Annotated in this window: 17 protein-coding genes and 1 pseudogene; 10 read left to right on the forward strand and 8 right to left on the reverse strand. The window is 51.5% G+C overall.

Annotated features, from left to right (window positions below; translation table 11 throughout):
* Positions 1 to 13: 13 nt before the first annotated feature.
* Together SIL79_RS14070 and SIL79_RS14075 are read right to left on the reverse strand one after the other, a co-directional pair.
* Positions 14 to 877, reverse strand: a complete 864-nt coding sequence (locus SIL79_RS14070; RefSeq protein ID WP_319619389.1) for an MBL fold metallo-hydrolase — start codon at positions 875 to 877, stop codon at positions 14 to 16.
* A 117-nt stretch (positions 878 to 994) separates the two neighbouring features.
* Positions 995 to 1609 carry a peroxiredoxin gene (locus SIL79_RS14075; RefSeq protein ID WP_319619390.1) on the reverse strand — a complete coding sequence of 205 codons (615 nt, stop codon included), beginning with the start codon at positions 1607 to 1609 and terminating at the stop codon, positions 995 to 997.
* A 318-nt stretch (positions 1610 to 1927) separates the two neighbouring features.
* On the opposite strand from SIL79_RS14075, the gene SIL79_RS14080 reads away from it, so the two are divergent.
* Entirely contained in the window at positions 1928 to 3964 is a 2037-nt protein-coding gene (locus SIL79_RS14080; RefSeq protein WP_319619391.1) for a DNA topoisomerase III, read from the forward strand.
* Positions 3965 to 3974: 10 nt separating this feature from the next.
* On the opposite strand, the gene SIL79_RS14085 is transcribed toward SIL79_RS14080, so the two are convergent.
* Entirely contained in the window at positions 3975 to 4166 is a 192-nt protein-coding gene (locus SIL79_RS14085) for a DUF4250 domain-containing protein (protein WP_162206273.1), read from the reverse strand.
* Between the two features lie 512 nt (positions 4167 to 4678).
* Between SIL79_RS14085 and SIL79_RS14090 the strand changes: the two genes are divergently transcribed.
* Positions 4679 to 5851: a porin gene (locus SIL79_RS14090; protein WP_039032790.1), complete on the forward strand. Its 1173-nt coding sequence runs from the start codon at positions 4679 to 4681 to the stop codon at positions 5849 to 5851.
* A 91-nt stretch (positions 5852 to 5942) separates the two neighbouring features.
* Positions 5943 to 6698, forward strand: a complete 756-nt coding sequence (locus SIL79_RS14095; RefSeq protein ID WP_039032791.1) for a nucleoside-specific channel-forming Tsx family protein — start codon at positions 5943 to 5945, stop codon at positions 6696 to 6698.
* Between the two features lie 61 nt (positions 6699 to 6759).
* On the opposite strand, the gene SIL79_RS14100 is transcribed toward SIL79_RS14095, so the two are convergent.
* Positions 6760 to 8283, reverse strand: a complete 1524-nt coding sequence (locus SIL79_RS14100) for a sigma-54-dependent Fis family transcriptional regulator (RefSeq protein WP_071475949.1) — start codon at positions 8281 to 8283, stop codon at positions 6760 to 6762.
* A 168-nt stretch (positions 8284 to 8451) separates the two neighbouring features.
* On the opposite strand from SIL79_RS14100, the gene SIL79_RS14105 reads away from it, so the two are divergent.
* Genes SIL79_RS14105 through SIL79_RS14115 form a run of 3 tightly spaced genes read left to right on the forward strand, consistent with a single transcriptional unit; the run spans position 8452 to position 12103 of the window.
* Positions 8452 to 10011 carry a flavocytochrome c gene (locus SIL79_RS14105; RefSeq protein ID WP_039032793.1) on the forward strand — a complete coding sequence of 520 codons (1560 nt, stop codon included), beginning with the start codon at positions 8452 to 8454 and terminating at the stop codon, positions 10009 to 10011.
* A gap of 26 nt (positions 10012 to 10037) precedes the next feature.
* Entirely contained in the window at positions 10038 to 11675 is a 1638-nt protein-coding gene (locus SIL79_RS14110) for an HAL/PAL/TAL family ammonia-lyase (RefSeq protein ID WP_071475948.1), read from the forward strand.
* A 44-nt stretch (positions 11676 to 11719) separates the two neighbouring features.
* Positions 11720 to 12103 carry a cytochrome c3 family protein gene (locus SIL79_RS14115; RefSeq protein WP_039032795.1) on the forward strand — a complete coding sequence of 128 codons (384 nt, stop codon included), beginning with the start codon at positions 11720 to 11722 and terminating at the stop codon, positions 12101 to 12103.
* 202 nt (positions 12104 to 12305) lie between these two features.
* On the opposite strand, the gene SIL79_RS14120 is transcribed toward SIL79_RS14115, so the two are convergent.
* Positions 12306 to 13592, reverse strand: a complete 1287-nt coding sequence (locus SIL79_RS14120) for an alpha/beta fold hydrolase (RefSeq protein WP_039032796.1) — start codon at positions 13590 to 13592, stop codon at positions 12306 to 12308.
* A gap of 192 nt (positions 13593 to 13784) precedes the next feature.
* On the opposite strand from SIL79_RS14120, the gene SIL79_RS14125 reads away from it, so the two are divergent.
* The 4 genes and pseudogenes from SIL79_RS14125 (at position 13785) to SIL79_RS14140 (ending at position 17223) form a co-directional block, all read left to right on the forward strand.
* Positions 13785 to 14432: an MBL fold metallo-hydrolase gene (locus tag SIL79_RS14125; protein ID WP_028781082.1), complete on the forward strand. Its 648-nt coding sequence runs from the start codon at positions 13785 to 13787 to the stop codon at positions 14430 to 14432.
* 161 nt (positions 14433 to 14593) lie between these two features.
* A pseudogene (gene tnpA / locus SIL79_RS14130) lies at positions 14594 to 15028 on the forward strand (IS200/IS605 family transposase).
* Between the two features lie 219 nt (positions 15029 to 15247).
* Entirely contained in the window at positions 15248 to 15751 is a 504-nt protein-coding gene (locus SIL79_RS14135) for a DUF1097 domain-containing protein (RefSeq protein WP_319619392.1), read from the forward strand.
* Between the two features lie 56 nt (positions 15752 to 15807).
* Positions 15808 to 17223 carry a methyl-accepting chemotaxis protein gene (locus SIL79_RS14140; RefSeq protein WP_101094793.1) on the forward strand — a complete coding sequence of 472 codons (1416 nt, stop codon included), beginning with the start codon at positions 15808 to 15810 and terminating at the stop codon, positions 17221 to 17223.
* A 148-nt stretch (positions 17224 to 17371) separates the two neighbouring features.
* Here SIL79_RS14140 and xthA read toward each other — a convergent pair whose 3' ends face one another.
* From xthA to SIL79_RS14155, 3 genes are read right to left on the reverse strand one after another with little or no spacing between them, the layout of a single operon-like run.
* On the reverse strand, positions 17372 to 18178 hold the full coding sequence (gene xthA / locus SIL79_RS14145; RefSeq protein ID WP_025011773.1) for an exodeoxyribonuclease III: 807 nt from the start codon (positions 18176 to 18178) through the stop codon (positions 17372 to 17374).
* Positions 18178 to 18477, reverse strand: a complete 300-nt coding sequence (locus tag SIL79_RS14150; RefSeq protein WP_025011774.1) for a YciI family protein — start codon at positions 18475 to 18477, stop codon at positions 18178 to 18180. Before SIL79_RS14150 ends, xthA begins: the two co-directional genes overlap by 1 nt.
* Positions 18477 to 19022, reverse strand: coding sequence for a septation protein A (locus SIL79_RS14155; protein WP_039032799.1), 546 nt, complete (start codon positions 19020 to 19022; stop codon positions 18477 to 18479). The genes SIL79_RS14150 and SIL79_RS14155 overlap by 1 nt, the downstream gene beginning before the upstream one ends.
* Positions 19023 to 19034: the final 12 nt, after the last annotated feature.

Here is a 19034-nt window from a genome sequence, read left to right on the forward strand (position 1 = left end):
TCGCAACTCAGTTTCAGACTTTATTCAATGGTATTTTCAGATAGCGCACACCATTATCTTCTTCCGGTGGTAACTCTCCGGCACGCATATTGACCTGAACCGAAGGCAAAATCAGGGTTGGCATATTCAGTGTGGCATCACGTCCTCTGCGCATCTCAACAAATTGCTGCTCAGAAATATTCTGTTTGACGTGAATATTGTATAGGCGTTCATCACCAATCGTAGTTTCAAACAGGTACTCTTCGCGATTTGGTGCTTTGTAGTCATGACACATAAAGACGCGTGTTTCATCAGGCAGAGCGAACAATTTCTGAATTGAGCGATAGAGGGTTGCTGCATCTCCTCCGGGGAAATCGCAACGGGCGGTGCCGTAATCGGGCATAAATAAAGTGTCGCCAACAAATACGCAGTTACCAATCACATAAGCCATACAGGCAGGAGTGTGGCCCGGAGTATGAATTGCGTGCGCTTCAATATTACCAAGAGTAAAAGTCTCTTTATCGGCAAACAAATGATCAAACTGACTGCCGTCCATCGCGAAATCACTACCGGCATTAAATAGCTTGCCGAACGTATCTTGTATCACAGTGATTTTTTCACCAATACCCAGTTCGCCACCAAGTTTCTGCTTGATATAGGGGGCCGCACTTAGATGATCAGCATGAACATGAGTTTCAAGGATCCACTCGACCTTTAAGCCACTTTTCGTTACAAACTCAATCAGTTTATCTGCTGTTTCGTAAGAAGTCCTGCCTGAAGCGGGGTCGTAGTCTAGTACCGAATCGATAACGGCACATTGCTGGCTGTTTGGATCTACGACTACATAGCTGTAGGTGAATGTTTTCGGATCGAAAAATTCGTAAACGCTGGGGGTCATATTTCCTCCTTGATTCCATAAAAGATGATTAACGTCACGTGGGCCGGATAGCATCCGTTTACATAGCAACTCGCATGGTTTGCGGATTACAGCTTTTTTACTGAAGCACCAGTCAACCTAGTTATAACCTTGAACTTTAAGTACTTCGGCTTCTTGAGTGATTGCCGGTGGTGGAACAATCACTTCATTGCCTGGGATCCAGCTTTCTGGAGTTGCACATACGTTTGCATCGCTAGTTTGTAGTGCTTCAGCTAGACCTAAAATTTCTGCCACAGAACGGCCATTGCTCATTGGGTAGTAAAGCATTGCGCGGAGTACGCCTTCAGGGTCGATAACAAAAGTGGCACGAACCGCAGAAGTATTACTCGCACCTGGCTGAACCATGCCGTAAGCACCAGCGATTTTTATATTTAGGTCAGCAATAATCGGGAAGTTAATTTCAACACCCAAGTTATCTTTAATGCTACGAGCCCATGCGATGTGTGCATGAATACCTTCGATAGACAGCCCCATCGGTTCACAATTAAGAGCTGTAAAATCTGCACTTGCCTGAGTAAACGCCATAAATTCAGTGGTACATACCGGGGTAAAGTCTGCCGGATCAGAGAAAAGAACCAACCATTTACCTTTGGAGTCTTCCAGGCTAAGCGTACCCTGGGTGGTTTTTGCGGTGAAAGGCGGAGCTGCTTCATTTAGACCTGGCATCGCAACTACAGTTGTCTGTTCAGTCATATAGCGTTTCTTACTTGCATCAGGATTTTGTCAATAAGATTTTTCTAATAGATATACTATAATAGCATTCGCTACTAAGTACAAATAGAAATTCTCAATTAGTCCGAGAGGGTATAGCGATTAGGGAAGCAGGAATTCAGATAATAAGCACCGGAACAAAAGTGCGTTAAACAGCGCGGCTTCAAACCAAGAACTACGGCTCCGGAGTTACCATAGGGAAGCATATGAAGGATAATTTGCAGCCTAAAGCTGACTTGGCTAAAATTACTGTAATTTTATCCAGTAATACTGTTCAGTGACAGTCAAAGGACGCAGTGGATGATCCTCTATATCGCCGAAAAGCCCAGCCTTGGGCGCGCCATCGCCGAGGTGCTCCCTAAACCCCATCGCAAACATGAGGGCTATATCGAGCTTGGTAATGGTGATTGTGTTTCCTGGTGTATAGGTCATCTGCTGGAGCAAGTTGAGCCGGATGCCTACGATCCCGCCTACAAGTCCTGGCAGTTGGAGCATCTGCCTATTGTCCCGTCCGATTGGCAGGTTAAACCCAAAGCCAGCAGTCGCGGGCAACTTAGTGTCTTGCGTAAATTGGTCAAGCAGGCCAGTGAGTTGGTCAATGCCGGCGATCCGGATCGGGAAGGACAGTTGTTGGTAGATGAAGTGATTGCTCACCTTGGGGTCAAGGGCGATAAGCTGGCGGCGGTCAAACGCTTGTTGATAAGCGACCTCAACCCGCAGGCGGTAAAACGCGCCCTGGGACAGATGCGCAGCAACCGCGAGTTTGTGCCATTGTCGACTTCGGCACTGGCACGCAGCCGAGCAGATTGGCTCTACGGCATGAATATGACCCGTGCCTATACCCTGCAGGGGCGCAAGGTGGGCTATCAGGGCGTGCTTTCGGTCGGTCGGGTGCAAACTCCTGTGCTTGGTTTGGTTGTCCGGCGCGATCAGGAAATCACCGCCTTTGTGCCCAAACCTTTTTATGAAGTGCTGGCCCATTTAAGCACTCAAGAGGGCAGCTGTTTCAGCGCCCGCTGGCAGCCCAGTGAGGCCTGTCAACCTTGGATGGATGAGGAGGGGCGGGTGCTCTCCCGCGGTTTGGCAATGAATGTAGTCGGCAGGATCACCGGCCAACCCGGCCGGGTAGATGAGCTGGAGCGCAAGCAAAGACACCAGGCGCCGCCTTTGCTCTATAGTCTATCGGCGCTGCAGATTGATTGTGCCAAACGCTTCGGCATGAGCGCCAAAGAGGTGCTGGATACGGCGCAGTCTCTGTATGAACGGCATAAATTGATAACCTATCCGCGATCCGATAGCCGCCATTTGCCCAAGGCGCAGTTACAGCTGGCCCCGGTAGTCTTGAATGCTATTACCCAAGGGGCAGCAGAGCTGCTGCAAGGCTGTGAAGCCCCCAATCCCGCCCTTAAGTCCAAGGCCTGGAACGATGCCAAGGTAGATGCCCATCATGCAATAGTGCCTACGGAAAAGACGGCTAACCTCGGTGTGTTGTCACAGCGTGAGCGTCAGGTGTATTTGCAGATTGCCCGTCAGTATTTGGCGCAGTTTTACCCCAATTATGAATACCTTGAAACCCGCGTTGTGATCGACATTGCCGGAGGTTGCTTCGTGGCTAAGGCCAAACAGCCATTAAAACAGGGTTGGAAGCAATTGTTTGGCAAACAAAAAGCCGACGATGAAGCGGAAGATATTCAAACTGTTTTGCCTGAGCTGACTCAGGGGCAGATGCTGGATTGCCTCAAGGGTGAATTAGTGGAGAAGATGACCCAGGCGCCCAAGCATTTTACCGATGCCACACTGCTGGCGGCGATGACAGGCATAAGCCGCTATGTGAAAGACACTGAGATCCGCAAAATTCTCAAGGAAACCGATGGGCTGGGGACAGAAGCAACCCGCGCCGGGATCATTGAACTCTTGTTTAAACGTGGCTTTTTGAAACGTCAGGGCAAGAGTATTTTGGCTACCGAGGCCGGCAGCGGGCTTATTCAAAGCCTGCCCGAAGTGGCCACCACGCCGGATATGACGGCGCTGTGGGAAAGTAGCCTGGATGCGATTTGTCGCCGTGAACTTAAATATCAGGCTTTTATGCAGCCCTTGACGGCTAAATTGGGCGAGCTTATTGAGCAGGCCAAGGCACAACTGCCTACGGCCTTGAGCGGCGTGAAAAGTACAGGCTTCAAAGGACGTAAACGTCGCAGTGGCGCTTATGCCGCTAAGGCCGGTGCCTCCAAGGGCGCAAGCATCAAGAAGGGCACTGGCGTTAAGACCGGCACCGCCAAGCGCAGCTATCGCTCAGCGACCAAGAGCAAAACCAAAGCCCAGTCTGCAACTTCCTGAGGACTGGCGGTTATTTCAAGCGTCGGTATTGGTTGGACAGGGGATGGTACTCGTATCCCAGCGCCCTGAGCTTATGCTCGAGCAGGGTAGGTGACAGGTCAAGCTCGTAATAAAGTGCATCTTTGTCCGGGCAACTTAGCCTCAGTTTCTCATTGACTATGCCCAACAGTATTTCGGCGGGCAGATGTTGCAGGCTTTCCATATTCCCTCCAAGTGTCAGCTATTGACTGCACCATAATGCAATAGAGTTGGCTTGGGTTGCAAATCTCACCTGAGTGTATTTAAAGTTTTAAAAAAATCAACATCTTAATAAAGTAATTTTATTTTCTGTTCCAGGCGGTTTTATCAATCTTTTTACCGGTTCCTGCTAGATCAAATATTCGCAAACACTTTAACTAAATTCAATATAATTGTTTAAAAATCAATCTGTTAATGTTTGTTATCAAGGTATTTGATTCTGCCCTTGTCGATACGCATGCATTCCTTTTGCTGCAGAAACAGTTCGCTTGTTACAACGATATTTAATTCTTCTCACGGCATTTAACGCTTTCCAATCACGATATTTCACGATTTGTCGATCCAGCGCAGGAAACCAGGGGCTGGAATTGGCTTTTTTACAGCTGGCACGCAAACTGCAGCCCTCGAGTAACACATATAAATATGTCTAATAAATCAGCGTATTAAACGCGTTTTACTTATAAAAGGGTAATGAATATGAACAAGAAGATCCTGGCACTTGTGATCCCGGCTATGCTGGCGAGTGGCGCTTCCCAGGCTGTGGAGCTGTATAAAGATCAGACCAACAGTGTAAACATGATCGGCTGGCTGGGTTTTGCTGCCTTCAATGATGGTCATGAAACCTCTGTTATCGATAATTTCTCTCGCGTAGGTTTCCGTTTTGATCGTCAGGAACGCAATGGCTGGCGCGCCTTTGCCCACACTGAGTGGGGCATCAACATGGTGACCAGTGATGACGGCCTGATCTACACCCAAGGCCAGGGCGGTGGTCAGATGCGTGCCGAGAAGAACAGTGACTTCTTGTTCAACCGCTTGGGTTATGTGGGTATGGCTCACGACAAGTGGGGGACTCTGACTTTCGGTAAGCAGTGGGGGGCATATTATGATGTGGCTTATACCACAGATATCCTGGATGCCTTCACTGGTTGGTCTGTGGGTGCCTACACCTTTGGTGACGGCGGCCTGACTGGTGCCGGTCGCGCCGATGCTGCCTTCCAGTATCGCAACACCTTCTTCGGTAAATTGCATATCGCCCTGCAGTACGCTTCCAAGCAAAATGACGATGTTGCCCTGTTTGACGAAAACGGCGTGGCGCTCAATGATGGCTCTGAGCTGAGCTTTGACTCCAGCTATGGTGCCAGCGTGACTTACTATGTAACCGATAAGTTCAAGGTGTTGGCCGGTTTCAACCGTGGTGACTTTGAAGGCAACCTGGCCGGTGTCGCCGTTGATGATACCAACCAGATCGTCGGTATCGGTGCCCAGTACGGCAGCTTCTACCAGTATGCTCCAGGCCGCGAAGCAGATGGTCTGTACGTTGGCTTCAACGCTCACAAGAGCAAGCAAAACGAACTGGTTGGTGGCAACCTGTACGATTCTACCGGTGGAGAATTCATCGTTGCTTACCAGTATGACAACGGCTTTGTTCCTTCATTCCTGTTGAGCTATCAGGATCTGGATACTGATGCCAACACCGCCATCCAAGGCGACTGGACCCGCCAATTTGCAGTTCTGGGTCTGCACTACCGTTACAGCCGTGACACTGTGATGTATGCCGAAGCCAAGATTGACTTCAGCAGCATGGATGACAAGTCCTGGGAAGATCTGCAGGACAACAACTATGCGGTAGGTATCCGTTACTTCTTCTAAGGGGCTCCCAGTATTTCCCTGCACAGGCCACCTTAGGGTGGCCTTTTTTTCACTTTTGTTGCCTTGATTCGAAAGGAGAACAAGCGAAACTATGACAGTGAGTAAAGGTCTGTGGTTAACGGCATTATTTAGCTTGTTGGCATTGGGAGAGACTGGTGCCGCCGCGGCATCTACTCGTGTGGAAATTGGTTACCTGGGGTTTTCCGGGGATACCCGTAGCGACAATCGCGGCGCTTTCAACCAACCTTTTGTGGCTTTGAGCTATTTTAATCGTGATGAACATAACACCTTTTATCAACTATTGAAGGTGGAGAACCCGGCTAAAGCCGTCGCCGATAAACGGGTTGCATTTAAATCTTTGACCATTTGGCATTATCGCCTTAATGAAGAGCGTACCGCCTTATGGTTACAAAATTTTCTCGGTACTCATAAACATTTGACCGAAGATAATTTCTATTTGGGATTAAAACAGCATTTTGATTACGGCTCGCTGCGTTTTAATCTGGGGCTGGCGGGGCACTATAGCGTAAGCCAGTCCAATCTGACCGACAGGGATTACTCAGGGTTATCCGGCGTGGTGCTCAATGGCAACAGTTATTACGACTTGCCAGTGTTTCCCAAGGGCTGGAAATTAAACCTGGATTATACTGCGGCTTTTGGGCGTGACCGCGAGCATGCGGCGGTATTTGGTTATGACGACGATTATGGGCATCAGTTGTTTGCAGCGATCTCCGGTTCATTAGTCAAAGATCTGAACCTGAAACTGCAGTTGACGCATTACCAAAGTTGGGGCACTGCGCCCAACGATGGTTTGGAATACAGTGTTGCCGTCAATTACGCATTTTGATCTATTAAACCAATAAGGCCGAAAGAGATGACTTTCGGCCTTATTATTTTTGAGTTGTCGATTACACAATTCCCAGTTTTTTCATTTTGCTGCGCAGCGTATTGGGGTTGATATCCAACAGCTCGGCAGCGCCGCCGGGGCCGTAGAGTTTGCCGCCGGTCACTTTAAGGGCGTGCTCTATGTATTTACGGGTCATGGTTTCCAATGGTACCAGTTGATTGCCCGCATGACTGGGGTCGACCACTATGGTCTGGCCGCTGGCAGTGGCCACGGCTTCGGTTTGCGGCGCCAGGAAACTGAAGTCCAGTGGTCCGGCCGGGTTTTGAATGATGGCCCGCTCCAGCACATTGATCAGCTCCCGGACATTACCGGGCCAATTGTACTGGCTGAGAATGGCCAACTGCTCAGGGCGGATGCAGGGGAGTTTGAGCAACTGGAATCGGGCGCTCAGCTGTTCAATGAAATGCTGCACCAATAGCGGAATATCTGTCCTTCGTTGGCGCAGAGAAGGGATATCAATCGGGAATACTGCCAGTCGGTACCAGAGATCCTCGCGAAAATCCCCCTGATGCACCATGGCTTGCAGGTGTCTGTGAGTCGCGGCAATCACCCTGATATCCAAATGCACCTGTTCATGGCCGCCGACCCTGGTGATGGTGCTGTTTTGCAGTACCCTGAGCAATCTCACCTGAGCCGAGAGTGGCAGTTCACCAATCTCATCGAGGAAGATGGTGCCGCCATTGGCTTGTTCAAAGTAACCGGCCTTGCGCGACTCGGCGCCGGTAAAGGCGCCTTTTTCATAGCCGAACAACTCAGAGTCGATCAGGGTTTCAGGAATGGCGCCGCAGTTGACTTTGACAAAGGGTTTGCCGACTCTGGCCGAGAGTTCATGAATGGCGTTGGCGATCACTTCTTTACCGCAACCGGTTTCCCCCAGCATCAATACTGTGGTGTTGAGGTGGGCGATGGATTGCACCTGTTGCATCACCTGCTTTAGCCCTGAATTGGCACCGACCACACCGTTTTGTACATCAAGAGTGCGTTTGAGGCTAACGTTTTGTTTTGCCAGCGCCTGATTTTCCAGCAGCAGATTACGACCTCTGAGATTGAGGGCGGTGATCAGGGCAAAGGTACTCATCTGCGGCGCCAGCATATCTGCGTGGCGGGGACGGAAAGTGCCGACGCTCTTGGAGTAAAAGCCTACTATGCCCAAATGGGTATCTTCCATCGACATACGTAAAATGATCAGTGAGCGGATCCCGGGGATCACCTTAGGGGCAGCCTGGGATGTCACGGGATCATGATCAATGTCGTTAACAATCCTCACCCTGGGCCTATCGGGATCTTCCAGTGTTTTGGCCAGTCCCTCAGGGAGGGATACCTGGATATCGAGGGTACTTGCCTGCGTTTCGCTTGCCTGGGCGATAAATTGTATGTCATTGAATTCTTTTCGATAAATGTTAATGAATAGGCCGTCGAGTGGCACTGAGTCACGTACATAGTCGAAGTAGTGCTTAAGCGAGGTTTCCAACTGCAGGCTACTGCAGAGCCGCCTGGTACACTCGTAATAAAAGTGTTTTTCCATTGATATTTCAAATAAACCGCGAAGTTTCGTGATTGTAGATCTTTATATTTCGTGATTCTGTGGCCGTAATCATAAATCTCCCCCTGAGCACCTCTTTTTGGTTAGTTGGCATGGCCGGTGCAACTGGTTGACTGAAGTTCTTTCCCTGCATGAAAGGAAAATAAGTACATGACAGAAAAACAGAAAATAGACAGTAGTCGTCGTCAGTTGCTCAAAGGCGGCGCCGCTCTGGCAGTGACCGGGGTGGGGATGGCTGTCAGCAATGGTGCCATGGCCCAGTGCCGCGAACAGGCGCCGGAATCCTTTGATGAACTGGTAGACGTATTGGTAGTCGGCAGTGGCTTTGCCGGTATGGCTGCGGCGCTGCAGGCCCGGGAAGCCGGCGTCAGCGTAATGGTTATCGACAAGATGCCTGTTTTTGGCGGCAACTCAACCATTAACGGTGGTGCCATGGCGGTTGCCGGTTCTCCGTTGCAAAAGCAGGCCGGTATTGAAGATTCAGTTGATGCCATGGTCGCCGACATGTTGCGCGCAGGTCGAGGCATGAATGATGTTGAGATGCTCAAGCTGGTATGTAACGGCACGGCGGAATCTTGCCAGTGGCTGATAGATTATGGCGTCAAGTGGAAGCCTTTCGTACAGCATTTCGGTGGTCACAGTGTGCAGCGGGTACTGCAGACAGTTGAGAGCTCCGGCGCCGGTATCATACGTCCGCTGGTCAAGGCTGCCCGCGCCAAAGGCGTGATCATGAAAAATCAAACCAAGCTCGAATCTTTTATCCGAGATGATGAAGGCCGCGTGATCGGGGTCGAGGTTCGTGAAGGTTATTATTTCCCAAGGGAGCGGACAGGTAAGATACGCACCATAGGTGCCCGCAAAGGGGTGATCATGGCGACCGGCGGCTTTGGTCGGGATATCGAATATCGCATGATGCAGCTGCCTGAGCTGAACAATGACCTGGACTCAACCAACCATCCGGGTGCCACATCTGAAGCACTGAAGCAGATGATGCTTCTGGGTGCCAACCCTATCCATCTGGATCAAATCCAATTGGGTCCGTGGGCATCACCCGATGAGAAAGGTTTTGGAACTGCATCCCAGTTCAACACCATTGCCACTTATCCTCACGGCATAGTAGTGGATGTGCGCACCGGTGAGCGTTTCTTTAATGAGTTGGCCGACCGTAAGGCGCGTGCCGATGCCATCATGACCCGCAGAGATGAGCACAACAACCCTGTGTATCCCATTGGCTTTACCAATGCCGAAGGCGCCAAGAATGCCCAAACTTTGGATTGGGGCATCAAGTACAAGGTGATCACCAAGGCCGATACCTTGGATGAGCTGGCCAAGGCTTATGGTATGCCGGCCGACAAGCTCAAGGCGCAGGTGGCCCGTTGGAACGAAGCGGTCAAGAGCGGTGATGACAAAGAGTTTGGTCGACCAATGCAGGAAGCCATAGTGTTGGACAAGGGCCCATGGTACGCAGTGCGTATGTGGCCGAAAGTTCACTACTGCATGGGTGGTGTCAAGGTTAATACCAATTCTGAAGTTCTGCATCTGGTCAGTAACCAGCCGATTGCAGGCTTGTATGCGGCCGGCGAATCCACCGGCGGTATTCACGGTGCCAGCCGTCTAGGTGCTTGCGCCGTGGCTGAAGGTATTGTTACTGGCCGTAACGCCGGCCGTAATTGTGCTGCTGCCAAGCCGGTCGCACTGAAACAAGCGTAACAAATTCAATAATAAGGAGTAAGATGATGAACAAATCTCTAATGCTGGCGTCGCTGACGCTGGGCCTGATGTCAGGCAGTGCTCTGGCAATGGAACAAGTGGTTCTGGATGGCAAGCATATGACTCAGGAACAAGCCTGGGCCATTGCCGATGGCGCCAAAGTCAAAGTAGCCTCTCAGGCCCGTACCAAACTGGTTAAGGCGCACGAGCTGTTGATGGAAGCTGCGCGTCTGGGTAAGCCGGTTTATGGTCTGACTGTAGGTGTGGGCCTGAACAAAGACCACAAGCTGTTTGATGCCAACGGTAAACTGAGTGCCGCTGTTATGGATGCTTCCCGCAGCTTCAACTACAGCACATTGCGCGCTCACAGTGCCGGTGTTGGCGAGCCAATGCCTGTACGTCTGACCCGTGTGGCTCTGGCCGTGCGTCTGAACACCATTTTGGCCGGTCAAACCGGGGTTCAGCCTGTGGTTGCCGACCTTTACGAAGCCTACCTGAACAAGGGTATTACTCCTGTCATTCCTTCACAGGGTACTGTGGGTGAAGCCGACATCCTGCTGGCCTCTCACGTCGGTCTGGCGATGATTGGTGAGTGGGAAGTGTTCTACAAGGGCAAGCGCGTAAGCAGCCGTGAAGCCATGGCTGATGCCGGTGTTCCTTTGCTGGAGCCTATGGGTAAAGATGCCCTGTCTATCCTGTCCAACAACGCAGTGGCTGTAGCCTATGCAATGAAGGGCTATCAGGATGCCAAGCATCTGCTGGAAGTGTCTCCAACCGTATTCGGTTTGAGCCTTGAAGGTTTGAACGGTAACGTGGCGCCTTTCCTGCCACAAACCAATGACATCCGTCCTTTCCCATATATTCAGGCCACCACCAAGGATATTCTGGCGCAGCTGGATGGCAGCTATCTGTGGCAACTGAATGATGAGCGTCCGCTGCAGGATCCTCTGAGCTACCGTACCACAGCCTATACTCTGGCCAGCGCCAAGAAAGCCCTGGTGGATCTGGGCGAAGTGATCGATATCCAGATCAACCACTCAGACGATAACCCAGCCGTAGTACTGGGTGCCTCCAAGGACTACAGCCAATTCCCTCAGGTTGCCAAGTACATGGTTGAAGGCAAGGGCGGTGTGTTCCCAACCACCAACTTCGAGCCTCTGCCTGTCGCCCTGGCAGTACAGAACCTGAGCACTGCTTTGACTCACGTGTCTCACAACAGCGTGATGCGTACTATCCACCTGTCTGATGCTCACTTTACCCGTCTGAGCCGCTTCCTGGCCGGTCCGGAAAATAATGGTCATGCTTTCGGTGCTATCCAGAAAGCCTTCGTTGACATGCAGGTACGTAACAAGCAACTGGCTAGCCCGGTTTCATTCGATGGTGTTCAGATTGCCGGTAATATCGAAGACACTTTCACCAACCTGAAACTGGCTTCTGACAATCTGGTTCAGATTGTTGATAACACCAACACCATCTATGGTCTGGAGCTGCTGCACTCTACTCAAGCTGTTGATCTGCGCAAGATGCACGATAAGAGCTTGAAGCAGGGTAAAGCCACAGGCGCCATGTATGAAGCTTATCGTCAGAAAGTGCCTTTCGTAAGCAAGGATCGTCCTTTCACTCCTGATATTCAGGCGTCACACGACTTTATTGCCAACTACTGATAGAAGAGCGGGGCAGGTCACTGCCCCGCAACAGGAAGCCCAAGATGTTGAAGATGATATCCACTGTTCTTGTAGCCTGCGCCTTGATGCTGCCTGGAGCGGCCAACGCCATGAAGATCAAGGACTACCATAAAGAAGTCATGACGACTGAGAATGGTCGTATTGATTGCGCCGCCTGCCATGGTGATGCCAAGCGCAAGACCATTCCCGATGCGACAGCCTGTGAAGCCTGCCACGGTACTCCTGAAGATGTTGCCAAGCAGACTGCACGTCCGGCCAACGCCGGTCATGATGTTGAACCCAACCCCCATGACAGCCTGCACTATGGCACGGACTTGCCATGTACTTACTGCCATCAGGAGCACAAAGAGAGCAAGGTTTATTGCAATCAGTGCCATGAGTTCACTTATCCAGCAATGAAGCGCTAAGTCGGCGGTTCGAGTCTCCCTGTATTTTTGGATTGGACCCCGTCCGTTTTTTCCACCGCAGCCAAGGCTGCGGTTTTTTTTGGATAAAAAAGGTCTGCCAAAAGAGCAGACCGGGACGACACCAAAACAAGCGTTTAAGCAAAGCGTCAATGGATGTGGAACCAAGTTCAGTGTGCGCTTTGTAAATTAACCTAAGCTGAAATCACCTGAGTGCCTGGCCACGATTGAGGGCGATAAGCTTATCCAAGATCCGCTCACCATCCATGCGTATGCCATTGTGCTCATACTCGGAGGTCAACCAATACTTGAGGTTGCCCACCTTGGCGGCGGTTTCCAGGCTGTAGGCCTGCTCGACATACATATCTTCGCTGTAGATGGCAGCGGCGACAGGTACGCGGTTGTTGGCGAGAATGTTAGGGTCATAGAGTGAGGGCCAATCGGCTTTGGCGGCCAGCAATTCGGCGCAGGCTTTCAGCGGCTTGAGGTTGGCAAACTGTTCGAACATCCAGGGATAAATCATCTCACCACTGAAAAGCAGCTCTTTGGCGTCCGGGGCAAAAGCCGGATATTCGGCCCGCACCCTGTGGGCAGCCCAGTTGGCGGCTTGCTGCTGGCAGTAGATGGACTCGTGCATGATGGCAAACAGTGGGTTGGTATTGTAATCCAGCATTTGGCAGAACTGCGCCTCAAACAGAGGATTCAGTGCCTTGCCACTTGGGGTATCTATCAAGGCTTGCTCCAGCAGATAGTAGACGGCCTCCGGCCCTTGCTCCATGCCTAAGTTGACCCCCAAAAGTTGCAGCATTTCCTGGGTCAGCCGCTCTCCTGTAGCCAGGCGCGCATCATGGTTATTGATAAAGTCTCTGAGCTCGACCAATAGGGCTTTGGCATCCTTGAAGCGGGCAAAGAAGTCCTGGTTTTTGGCCAGCAAGCGCTGATAAGTTGCCCGGTAAACTTCGGCTGCGGGGCGCTCAAGGGAAGGGATACCGCCGGTAATATAGGCTTCCTTGAGTCCTTGCGGTGCGGCGCTCAAGTATCTGAGTACGCAAAAACCACCGAAACTCTGACCAAGAATGCTCCAGGGAGTATCAGGACTAAGTTGTGCCCGAATCGCCTCGGCATCGCGGATGATATTGTCGGCGCGAAAATGGCTCAGATACTCGGCCTGCTCGTCAGGCGTCATGCCGTCCAGCGTCTTGAAGCTGACCGGACTTGAAAGACCAGTACCGCGCTGATCCAACAAGAGTACCCTATACTCCTTGAGTGCTCTTTTAATCCAGCCACCATTGGCAAGGGGGCGGGCGGCACCAAAGCCAGGGCCACCCTGAAAGAACACCAAGAGTGGCAGGGTCGCGGCGTTATCTTGGGTGCCGATAAGCTCCCGGGCAAAAATTTGCAGTTGTTCCCCGGTGGGATGCTGATAATCCAGTGGCAGAGAGAAGAAGTGTTTGCGGCTCAGGATGCCAGCAAGACGGCTGTCTGTTATCATGTAGGGCCTTGGGCTTGACAGTGGATGGCTCAAAATTGTATACAAAAATCCCTGCGCTGCAAACCGGCGCCAGAAAAGCCGCCTATCTGGCGCTTTCCTGCCCGGGATCAATTTTTCTGTTGCAGGGTTGATGGATCATGCACCGAGACGATCTATCGATCATGGAACGATAACAGCCTGCGAGTGTGTGTAATGAAATACCAGATCATCCCAGTGACCCCTTTCCAGCAGAATTGCAGCCTCATCTGGTGTGAGAAGAGTGGCAAAGCCGCTGTGATAGATCCAGGTGGTAACCATGAGCGCATCATGGATGCCCTGGCGCAGCACGGCCTGCAGTTGCAATATATTCTTTTGACTCACGGCCACATAGATCATGTTGGTGCCGCCAAGGCTTTGGCCACCGAATGTGACGTGCAGATTATTGGCCCGCATATCGACGATAAATTTTGGCTGGAGAACCTGCCACGCCAAAGCCAGAACTTTGGTTTCCCGGCCTGCGCCGCCTTCGAGGCTGACCGCTATCTGGAAGATGGCGAAGAGGTTATCTTGGGCGAGCAGGCATTGCAGGTGTTTCACTGTCCGGGGCATACACCCGGGCATGTGATCTTCTTTGACCGCGAAGAGAACCTGGCCTGGGTGGGAGATGTCCTTTTCCGTGGCTCTATAGGCCGTACTGACTTTCCCGGCTCCAACTATCAGCAGCTGATTGACTCCATTCGTTACAAACTCTGGCCTTTGGGCGAGCAGGTCAATTTCATTCCCGGCCACGGCCCAATGTCGAGCTTTGGTGAAGAAAGGCGTAATAACCCCTTTGTTGCCGATCAGCTACTGGCCGATTGAGGCATTCCAGTCGCAACAGACCCGGGCATGCCCGGGTTTTTATTTTCAGCCCCTAAACCACCTACTTCAGTAGGTGGTTATCATCAATTTAGGCTTGGCCTGTAAAGGCTACCCATGCTAATTGCTCTTTTGATTTTTAGCGAAGTCAAAGGACAAAAAGCATGAGTAGATACGAGCAAGCATCGCATGTGTATTGGCGATGTCAATATCATATAGTTTGGACTCCAAAGTACCGTTTTAGGATTCTCAAAAACAAAGTAGGTAAGGAGGTTTACCGCTGTATTCACGTTTACAGTGAGTAACTTGGGTGCAAAGTAGTAGAGTTAAATGTTCAGGTAGACCATGTTCATTTAGTTATAAAAGTTCCGCCAAAGTTATCGATATCAAGACTGATGGGAGCGCTCAAAGGCAAAATAGCACTAAAACTATTTAGTAAATATCCATACTTGAGGAAGAACAAAATGTGGGGTAACCATTTTTGGCAGCGAGGATACTTTGTCGATACGGTTGGAATAAATGAAGAGATAATAAGGCGTTATGTCCGGCATCAAGAGAAAGAAGAAAAGCAGGAGCAAACTCAGTTAACGCTGGAGTAAACAACGCCCCCTTTGAGGGGGCATATACAAAGCCACCTTCTTCAGAAGGTGGATTCTTTACTTGGCTGAAATTCACTCCATTATTGTTTTTTTACTACCAAACGTTTGCAAAGTGAGCCGGATCTCGGCATTAATAAGCCCTTTTTTGGTGTAGGTCCGGTTTTTGTTATCAAAATCGGGGTAATTTAACCAATGTTTACATTTTGTGGAGATACTCCTATGCAACAGCGTTGGCATGCAGCAATATCTGCCGGTCTCTTGGCCACTGTCTGGTGTGGGGTTGCCGACACCTTTGGGCTGATCACCTGGATAGGGTTTCTAGGATGCAGTACTTTCTTTGCTCAAGGACGCAGTGGTTTCGCCGGTCTGCTTCAGGCCTGGTGCACCAATACATCGGGAGTATTCTGGGCTTGGCTTATCATCAGTGGTAGTAGCTTCTTTGTCTCGCCGGTATTTGGCTGGATCTTCACAGGTATAGCCACCAGTGCCATGTGCCTGCAGGCCTGTTTCGGTAAACTTAACTTTATTCCCGGTGCCTTTATTGGTTGTTGCATCACCTTTGCCATGTCGGCGGATATTACAGCTATTATGCCGCCCCTGCTGATTGGCGCCGTATTCGGTTATGCCATGAGTCGCTTGACCGACCTCATGGGCTATTGCCAAACCAGTCGCAGTCGTCAAACTCAAACAAAACCTCTGCCGGTCGAAAGGGCGGTGGAGTAATAGATTATATTGCCAGGATCCTGTCCCGGCTTTTAGCTTCGCGCTGAGGAGCACTGATGAAGCAGATCCAGTTTAGAAAAGTTGATGCCATGCTGATTAAGTTCAGTCTCAACGGTAAATTCTGGCTTGTGTGTTCGCTGGTTAGCGCCATAACCGTCGCTATCGCACTGGCTAACTGGTGGCAGTTGGATGCCAGTGTAACCCAGGGCGCTGAGGCGCGTTTACAAGCCAAAGCCGAGACCCTGCTCCAGTTGGCGCCCAAGCAGGGGCGCGATCTTTGGCTACAGCAGCAAGGTCTTAGCCGTAATGAACCGCGCGCTGAGATCAAAGTTATGCTCAGTAGCCATGATGGTAACTACTGGCTCGGTGACAGCTTAACACTGCAAGAGCAAGAGATGCTCAGCAGGGCGAACTGGTTGCTGCTGTGGGCCTTTGTCGGGCTGTTGCCGCTGTTTCAACTCAGCTATTGGATCTCCACCTCTCTCGGCGGCGGACTCTGGGATATGTATATGGCGATCAAACGCCTGGCTGACGGCGATTTGAGCTTTAGGCTCAATTTCTTCGGTACAGATGATTTCAGCCTGATAGCCCGCGAGATTGACCGCTGCGCCGATAACATGAGCGAAATGGTCACCGCCATCAGCAGTAATGCTGAAACCTTGTCGATGGCGGCTTCCGAATTTGCCGAGCAAGCCGCTGCCGGTGATGAGATGGGCAAAATTCAGTGGCAGTTTCTCGATACTGTGGCCACGGCGATGGAGCAGATGAGCAATGCCATTACCGAAGTGTCCCACAACGCCGCCGAAACCTCTTCCCAGACCCGGGACAATGCCTCTCAGATGGGCCTGGGTGCCAGACATATAGCAGAAACGGTTGCCAGCATAGGTGAGTTGTCGAGCCGGATTGCCGAGGCGTTCTCTTCGGTATCGCAACTGTCGCGGGAGGCTACCGAGATTGGCGCTGTGGTGACCACTATTGATGGCATTTCCGAGCAGACCAATCTGCTGGCGCTCAATGCCGCTATTGAGGCGGCCAGAGCCGGTGAACAGGGGCGCGGCTTTGCTGTGGTTGCCGACGAGGTGCGGACCCTGGCGGGACGAACCCAGGAAGCGACAGTGGAAATTCAACGTATGATAGAGGGTTTACAGGCGGGCAGCCGCAATTTGTCTCAGCTGACTGAGGCGATAGTGTCGCAGGCCGATGAAAGCCGCCAGGCGATCATTCAGGTGGGTACGGATGTTGAGGGGATGCGTGGCTCAGTGGATGCGGTGTTTGATCGCAGCAGCCAAATCGCAGCCTCGGCCGAAGAGCAAAGCGTGTCGGCCCGGGAGATCAGCTCGCAGCTTGGCGATATCCGCAGCCACTCGGATCAGATGCGCCAGGCCAGCGAAAGGGCGATAGAGCTGAGTCAAAAACTGGCCCAGGCTTCTGCCTCACTGACCCGGCTGTTGGCACAATATAAAACCAGTTAAACGGGTAGACAGTAGCGCCATAAAAAAACGCCGGCACCATCAGATGTCGGCGTTTTGCGTTATAGCGTTTCCTGAGCTTTGTTTTTTGCCTCAAGCGCGCCGCTCGCTGTGGTCAGCATCAGCAGCGCCATCAGCGCTCACAACCAGGTCAGCGAAAACAGCTCCAGATAGGCGCGTGATCCGAGGGCTTGTCGATGCCGCGAAGCGCGTAATCCACGTCGGCCTCACTCAAGCGGCTTGCCAGCGACTCGGTTGCCAGGATCACATCGATACGCAGGCCGCGGTTATCATCAAAGCCACGGCTGCGATAATCAAACCAGGAGTAGCGTTCGCTGCGCTGCGGGTGCAACTGGCGGAAGGTATCCACCAAACCCCAATCCAGCAGGGTTTGCAACCATTCACGCTCTTCCGGCTGGAAGCTGCATTTACCCGTCTTCAGCCAACGTTTGGCATTGGCGTCGCCGATGCCGATATCCAGATCCAGCGGCGAGATATTGATATCTCCTATGATGGCAATATCCTGATCCGGGCTGAATGAGTTTTGCAGATACTGCATCAGATCGGCATAAAACTTACGCTTGGCCGGGTACTTGGTTTCGTGATTGATATTCTCCCCCTGGGGGAAGTAGCCGTTGATCACTGTCAGTACACGGCCGTTGTCCTGGATGAACTTGCCGGCGATAAGCCGGCGCTGGGCATCTTCATCGTCGGTGGGAAAGCCTTTTTGAACCTCAATGGGGGCCTGTTTGGATAACAGAGCCACACCATAGTGGGCCTTGCCACCGTGGAAATGTACCTGATAACCCATGGCTTCCACTTCGGCCAGAGGGAAGGCCTCGTCGTGCACCTTGGTTTCCTGCAGCCCTATGATGTCCGGTTGGTGGCTGTCTATCAACTGTTGCAGCTGATGCAGACGGGCTCTCAATCCGTTGATGTTGAAGGAAACGATTTTCATCAGGGCAGCACTCGTTTGAAGGGTTTAACGATAACACTCAGATAAACGCCGGCGGCAACATAAGGATCGGCATTGGCCCAGGCCTGGGCGGCTTCCAGCGATTCAAACTCGGCCACCACCAAAGAGCCGCTGAATCCTGCGTCCCCCGGGTTTTCACTGTCCACGGCGGGATGTGGGCCGGCCAGCATCAATCGTCCTTCATCGGCCAGCAGTTGCAGGCGTTGCAGATGGGCCGGACGAGCGGCAAGACGTTTTTCCAGGCTGTTTTCAACATCTTGGGATGAGATCATATACCACATTATTTGAGTTCCTTGCGTTGCTCTTCGGGGATGTGTTTAAAGAGATAAACCACGGTTGCTATGGTGTTCAGCAGCGTCACTGCGGTCAGGCCAAAGACCTTGAAGTTGACCCAGGTTTCCTGACTCAGACTGAAGGCGACATAGATATTGATAATGCCGCAGACAATAAAGAAACTGACCCAGTACCAGGTGACTTGGGCCCATATCTTGTCGGCGACCTTGAGTTCTTGCCCCAGCATGCCCTTGAGTACAGGCTTATTCAGCAATTGGCTGACACCCAGACCCAAGGCGAACAGGGCATAGACTATGGTGACTTTCCATTTGATAAAGGTATCGTCGTGAAACACCAGAGTCAGGGTGCCGAATACGGCCACCATGGCAAAGGTGATGAGATGCATTTTCTCAAGCTTGCGGTACAAGAGATAGGTCACCACGAGTTGCAGCGCCGTTGCGGCTATCAGGGCGCCACTGGCGACATAGATATCGTAAAACTTATAAACGGCGAAGAAGATGACCAGCGGCAGGAAATCCAGCAGTTGTTTCATAGTAATCAGACT

This window comes from Shewanella indica (assembly GCF_033842865.1).
Taxonomy (GTDB): Bacteria; Pseudomonadota; Gammaproteobacteria; order Enterobacterales; family Shewanellaceae; genus Shewanella; species Shewanella indica.

Excerpts from the sequence above, each read along its gene's own strand:
- SIL79_RS14115 (WP_039032795.1), top strand. The coding sequence starts at position 11,720 with ATGTTGAAGATGATATCCACTGTTCTTGTAGCCTGCGCCTTGATGCTG.
- SIL79_RS14080 (WP_319619391.1), top strand. The coding sequence starts at position 1,928 with ATGATCCTCTATATCGCCGAAAAGCCCAGCCTTGGGCGCGCCATCGCC.
- SIL79_RS14095 (WP_039032791.1), top strand. The coding sequence starts at position 5,943 with ATGACAGTGAGTAAAGGTCTGTGGTTAACGGCATTATTTAGCTTGTTG.
- SIL79_RS14100 (WP_071475949.1), bottom strand. The coding sequence starts at position 8,283 with ATGGAAAAACACTTTTATTACGAGTGTACCAGGCGGCTCTGCAGTAGC.
- SIL79_RS14075 (WP_319619390.1), bottom strand. The coding sequence starts at position 1,609 with ATGACTGAACAGACAACTGTAGTTGCGATGCCAGGTCTAAATGAAGCA.
- SIL79_RS14140 (WP_101094793.1), top strand. The coding sequence starts at position 15,808 with ATGAAGCAGATCCAGTTTAGAAAAGTTGATGCCATGCTGATTAAGTTC.
- SIL79_RS14085 (WP_162206273.1), bottom strand. The coding sequence starts at position 4,166 with ATGGAAAGCCTGCAACATCTGCCCGCCGAAATACTGTTGGGCATAGTC.
- SIL79_RS14135 (WP_319619392.1), top strand. The coding sequence starts at position 15,248 with ATGCAACAGCGTTGGCATGCAGCAATATCTGCCGGTCTCTTGGCCACT.
- SIL79_RS14105 (WP_039032793.1), top strand. The coding sequence starts at position 8,452 with ATGACAGAAAAACAGAAAATAGACAGTAGTCGTCGTCAGTTGCTCAAA.
- SIL79_RS14155 (WP_039032799.1), bottom strand. The coding sequence starts at position 19,022 with ATGAAACAACTGCTGGATTTCCTGCCGCTGGTCATCTTCTTCGCCGTT.
- SIL79_RS14090 (WP_039032790.1), top strand. The coding sequence starts at position 4,679 with ATGAACAAGAAGATCCTGGCACTTGTGATCCCGGCTATGCTGGCGAGT.
- SIL79_RS14125 (WP_028781082.1), top strand. The coding sequence starts at position 13,785 with ATGAAATACCAGATCATCCCAGTGACCCCTTTCCAGCAGAATTGCAGC.
- xthA (WP_025011773.1), bottom strand. The coding sequence starts at position 18,178 with ATGAAAATCGTTTCCTTCAACATCAACGGATTGAGAGCCCGTCTGCAT.
- SIL79_RS14150 (WP_025011774.1), bottom strand. The coding sequence starts at position 18,477 with ATGTGGTATATGATCTCATCCCAAGATGTTGAAAACAGCCTGGAAAAA.
- SIL79_RS14120 (WP_039032796.1), bottom strand. The coding sequence starts at position 13,592 with ATGATAACAGACAGCCGTCTTGCTGGCATCCTGAGCCGCAAACACTTC.
- SIL79_RS14110 (WP_071475948.1), top strand. The coding sequence starts at position 10,038 with ATGAACAAATCTCTAATGCTGGCGTCGCTGACGCTGGGCCTGATGTCA.
- SIL79_RS14070 (WP_319619389.1), bottom strand. The coding sequence starts at position 877 with ATGACCCCCAGCGTTTACGAATTTTTCGATCCGAAAACATTCACCTAC.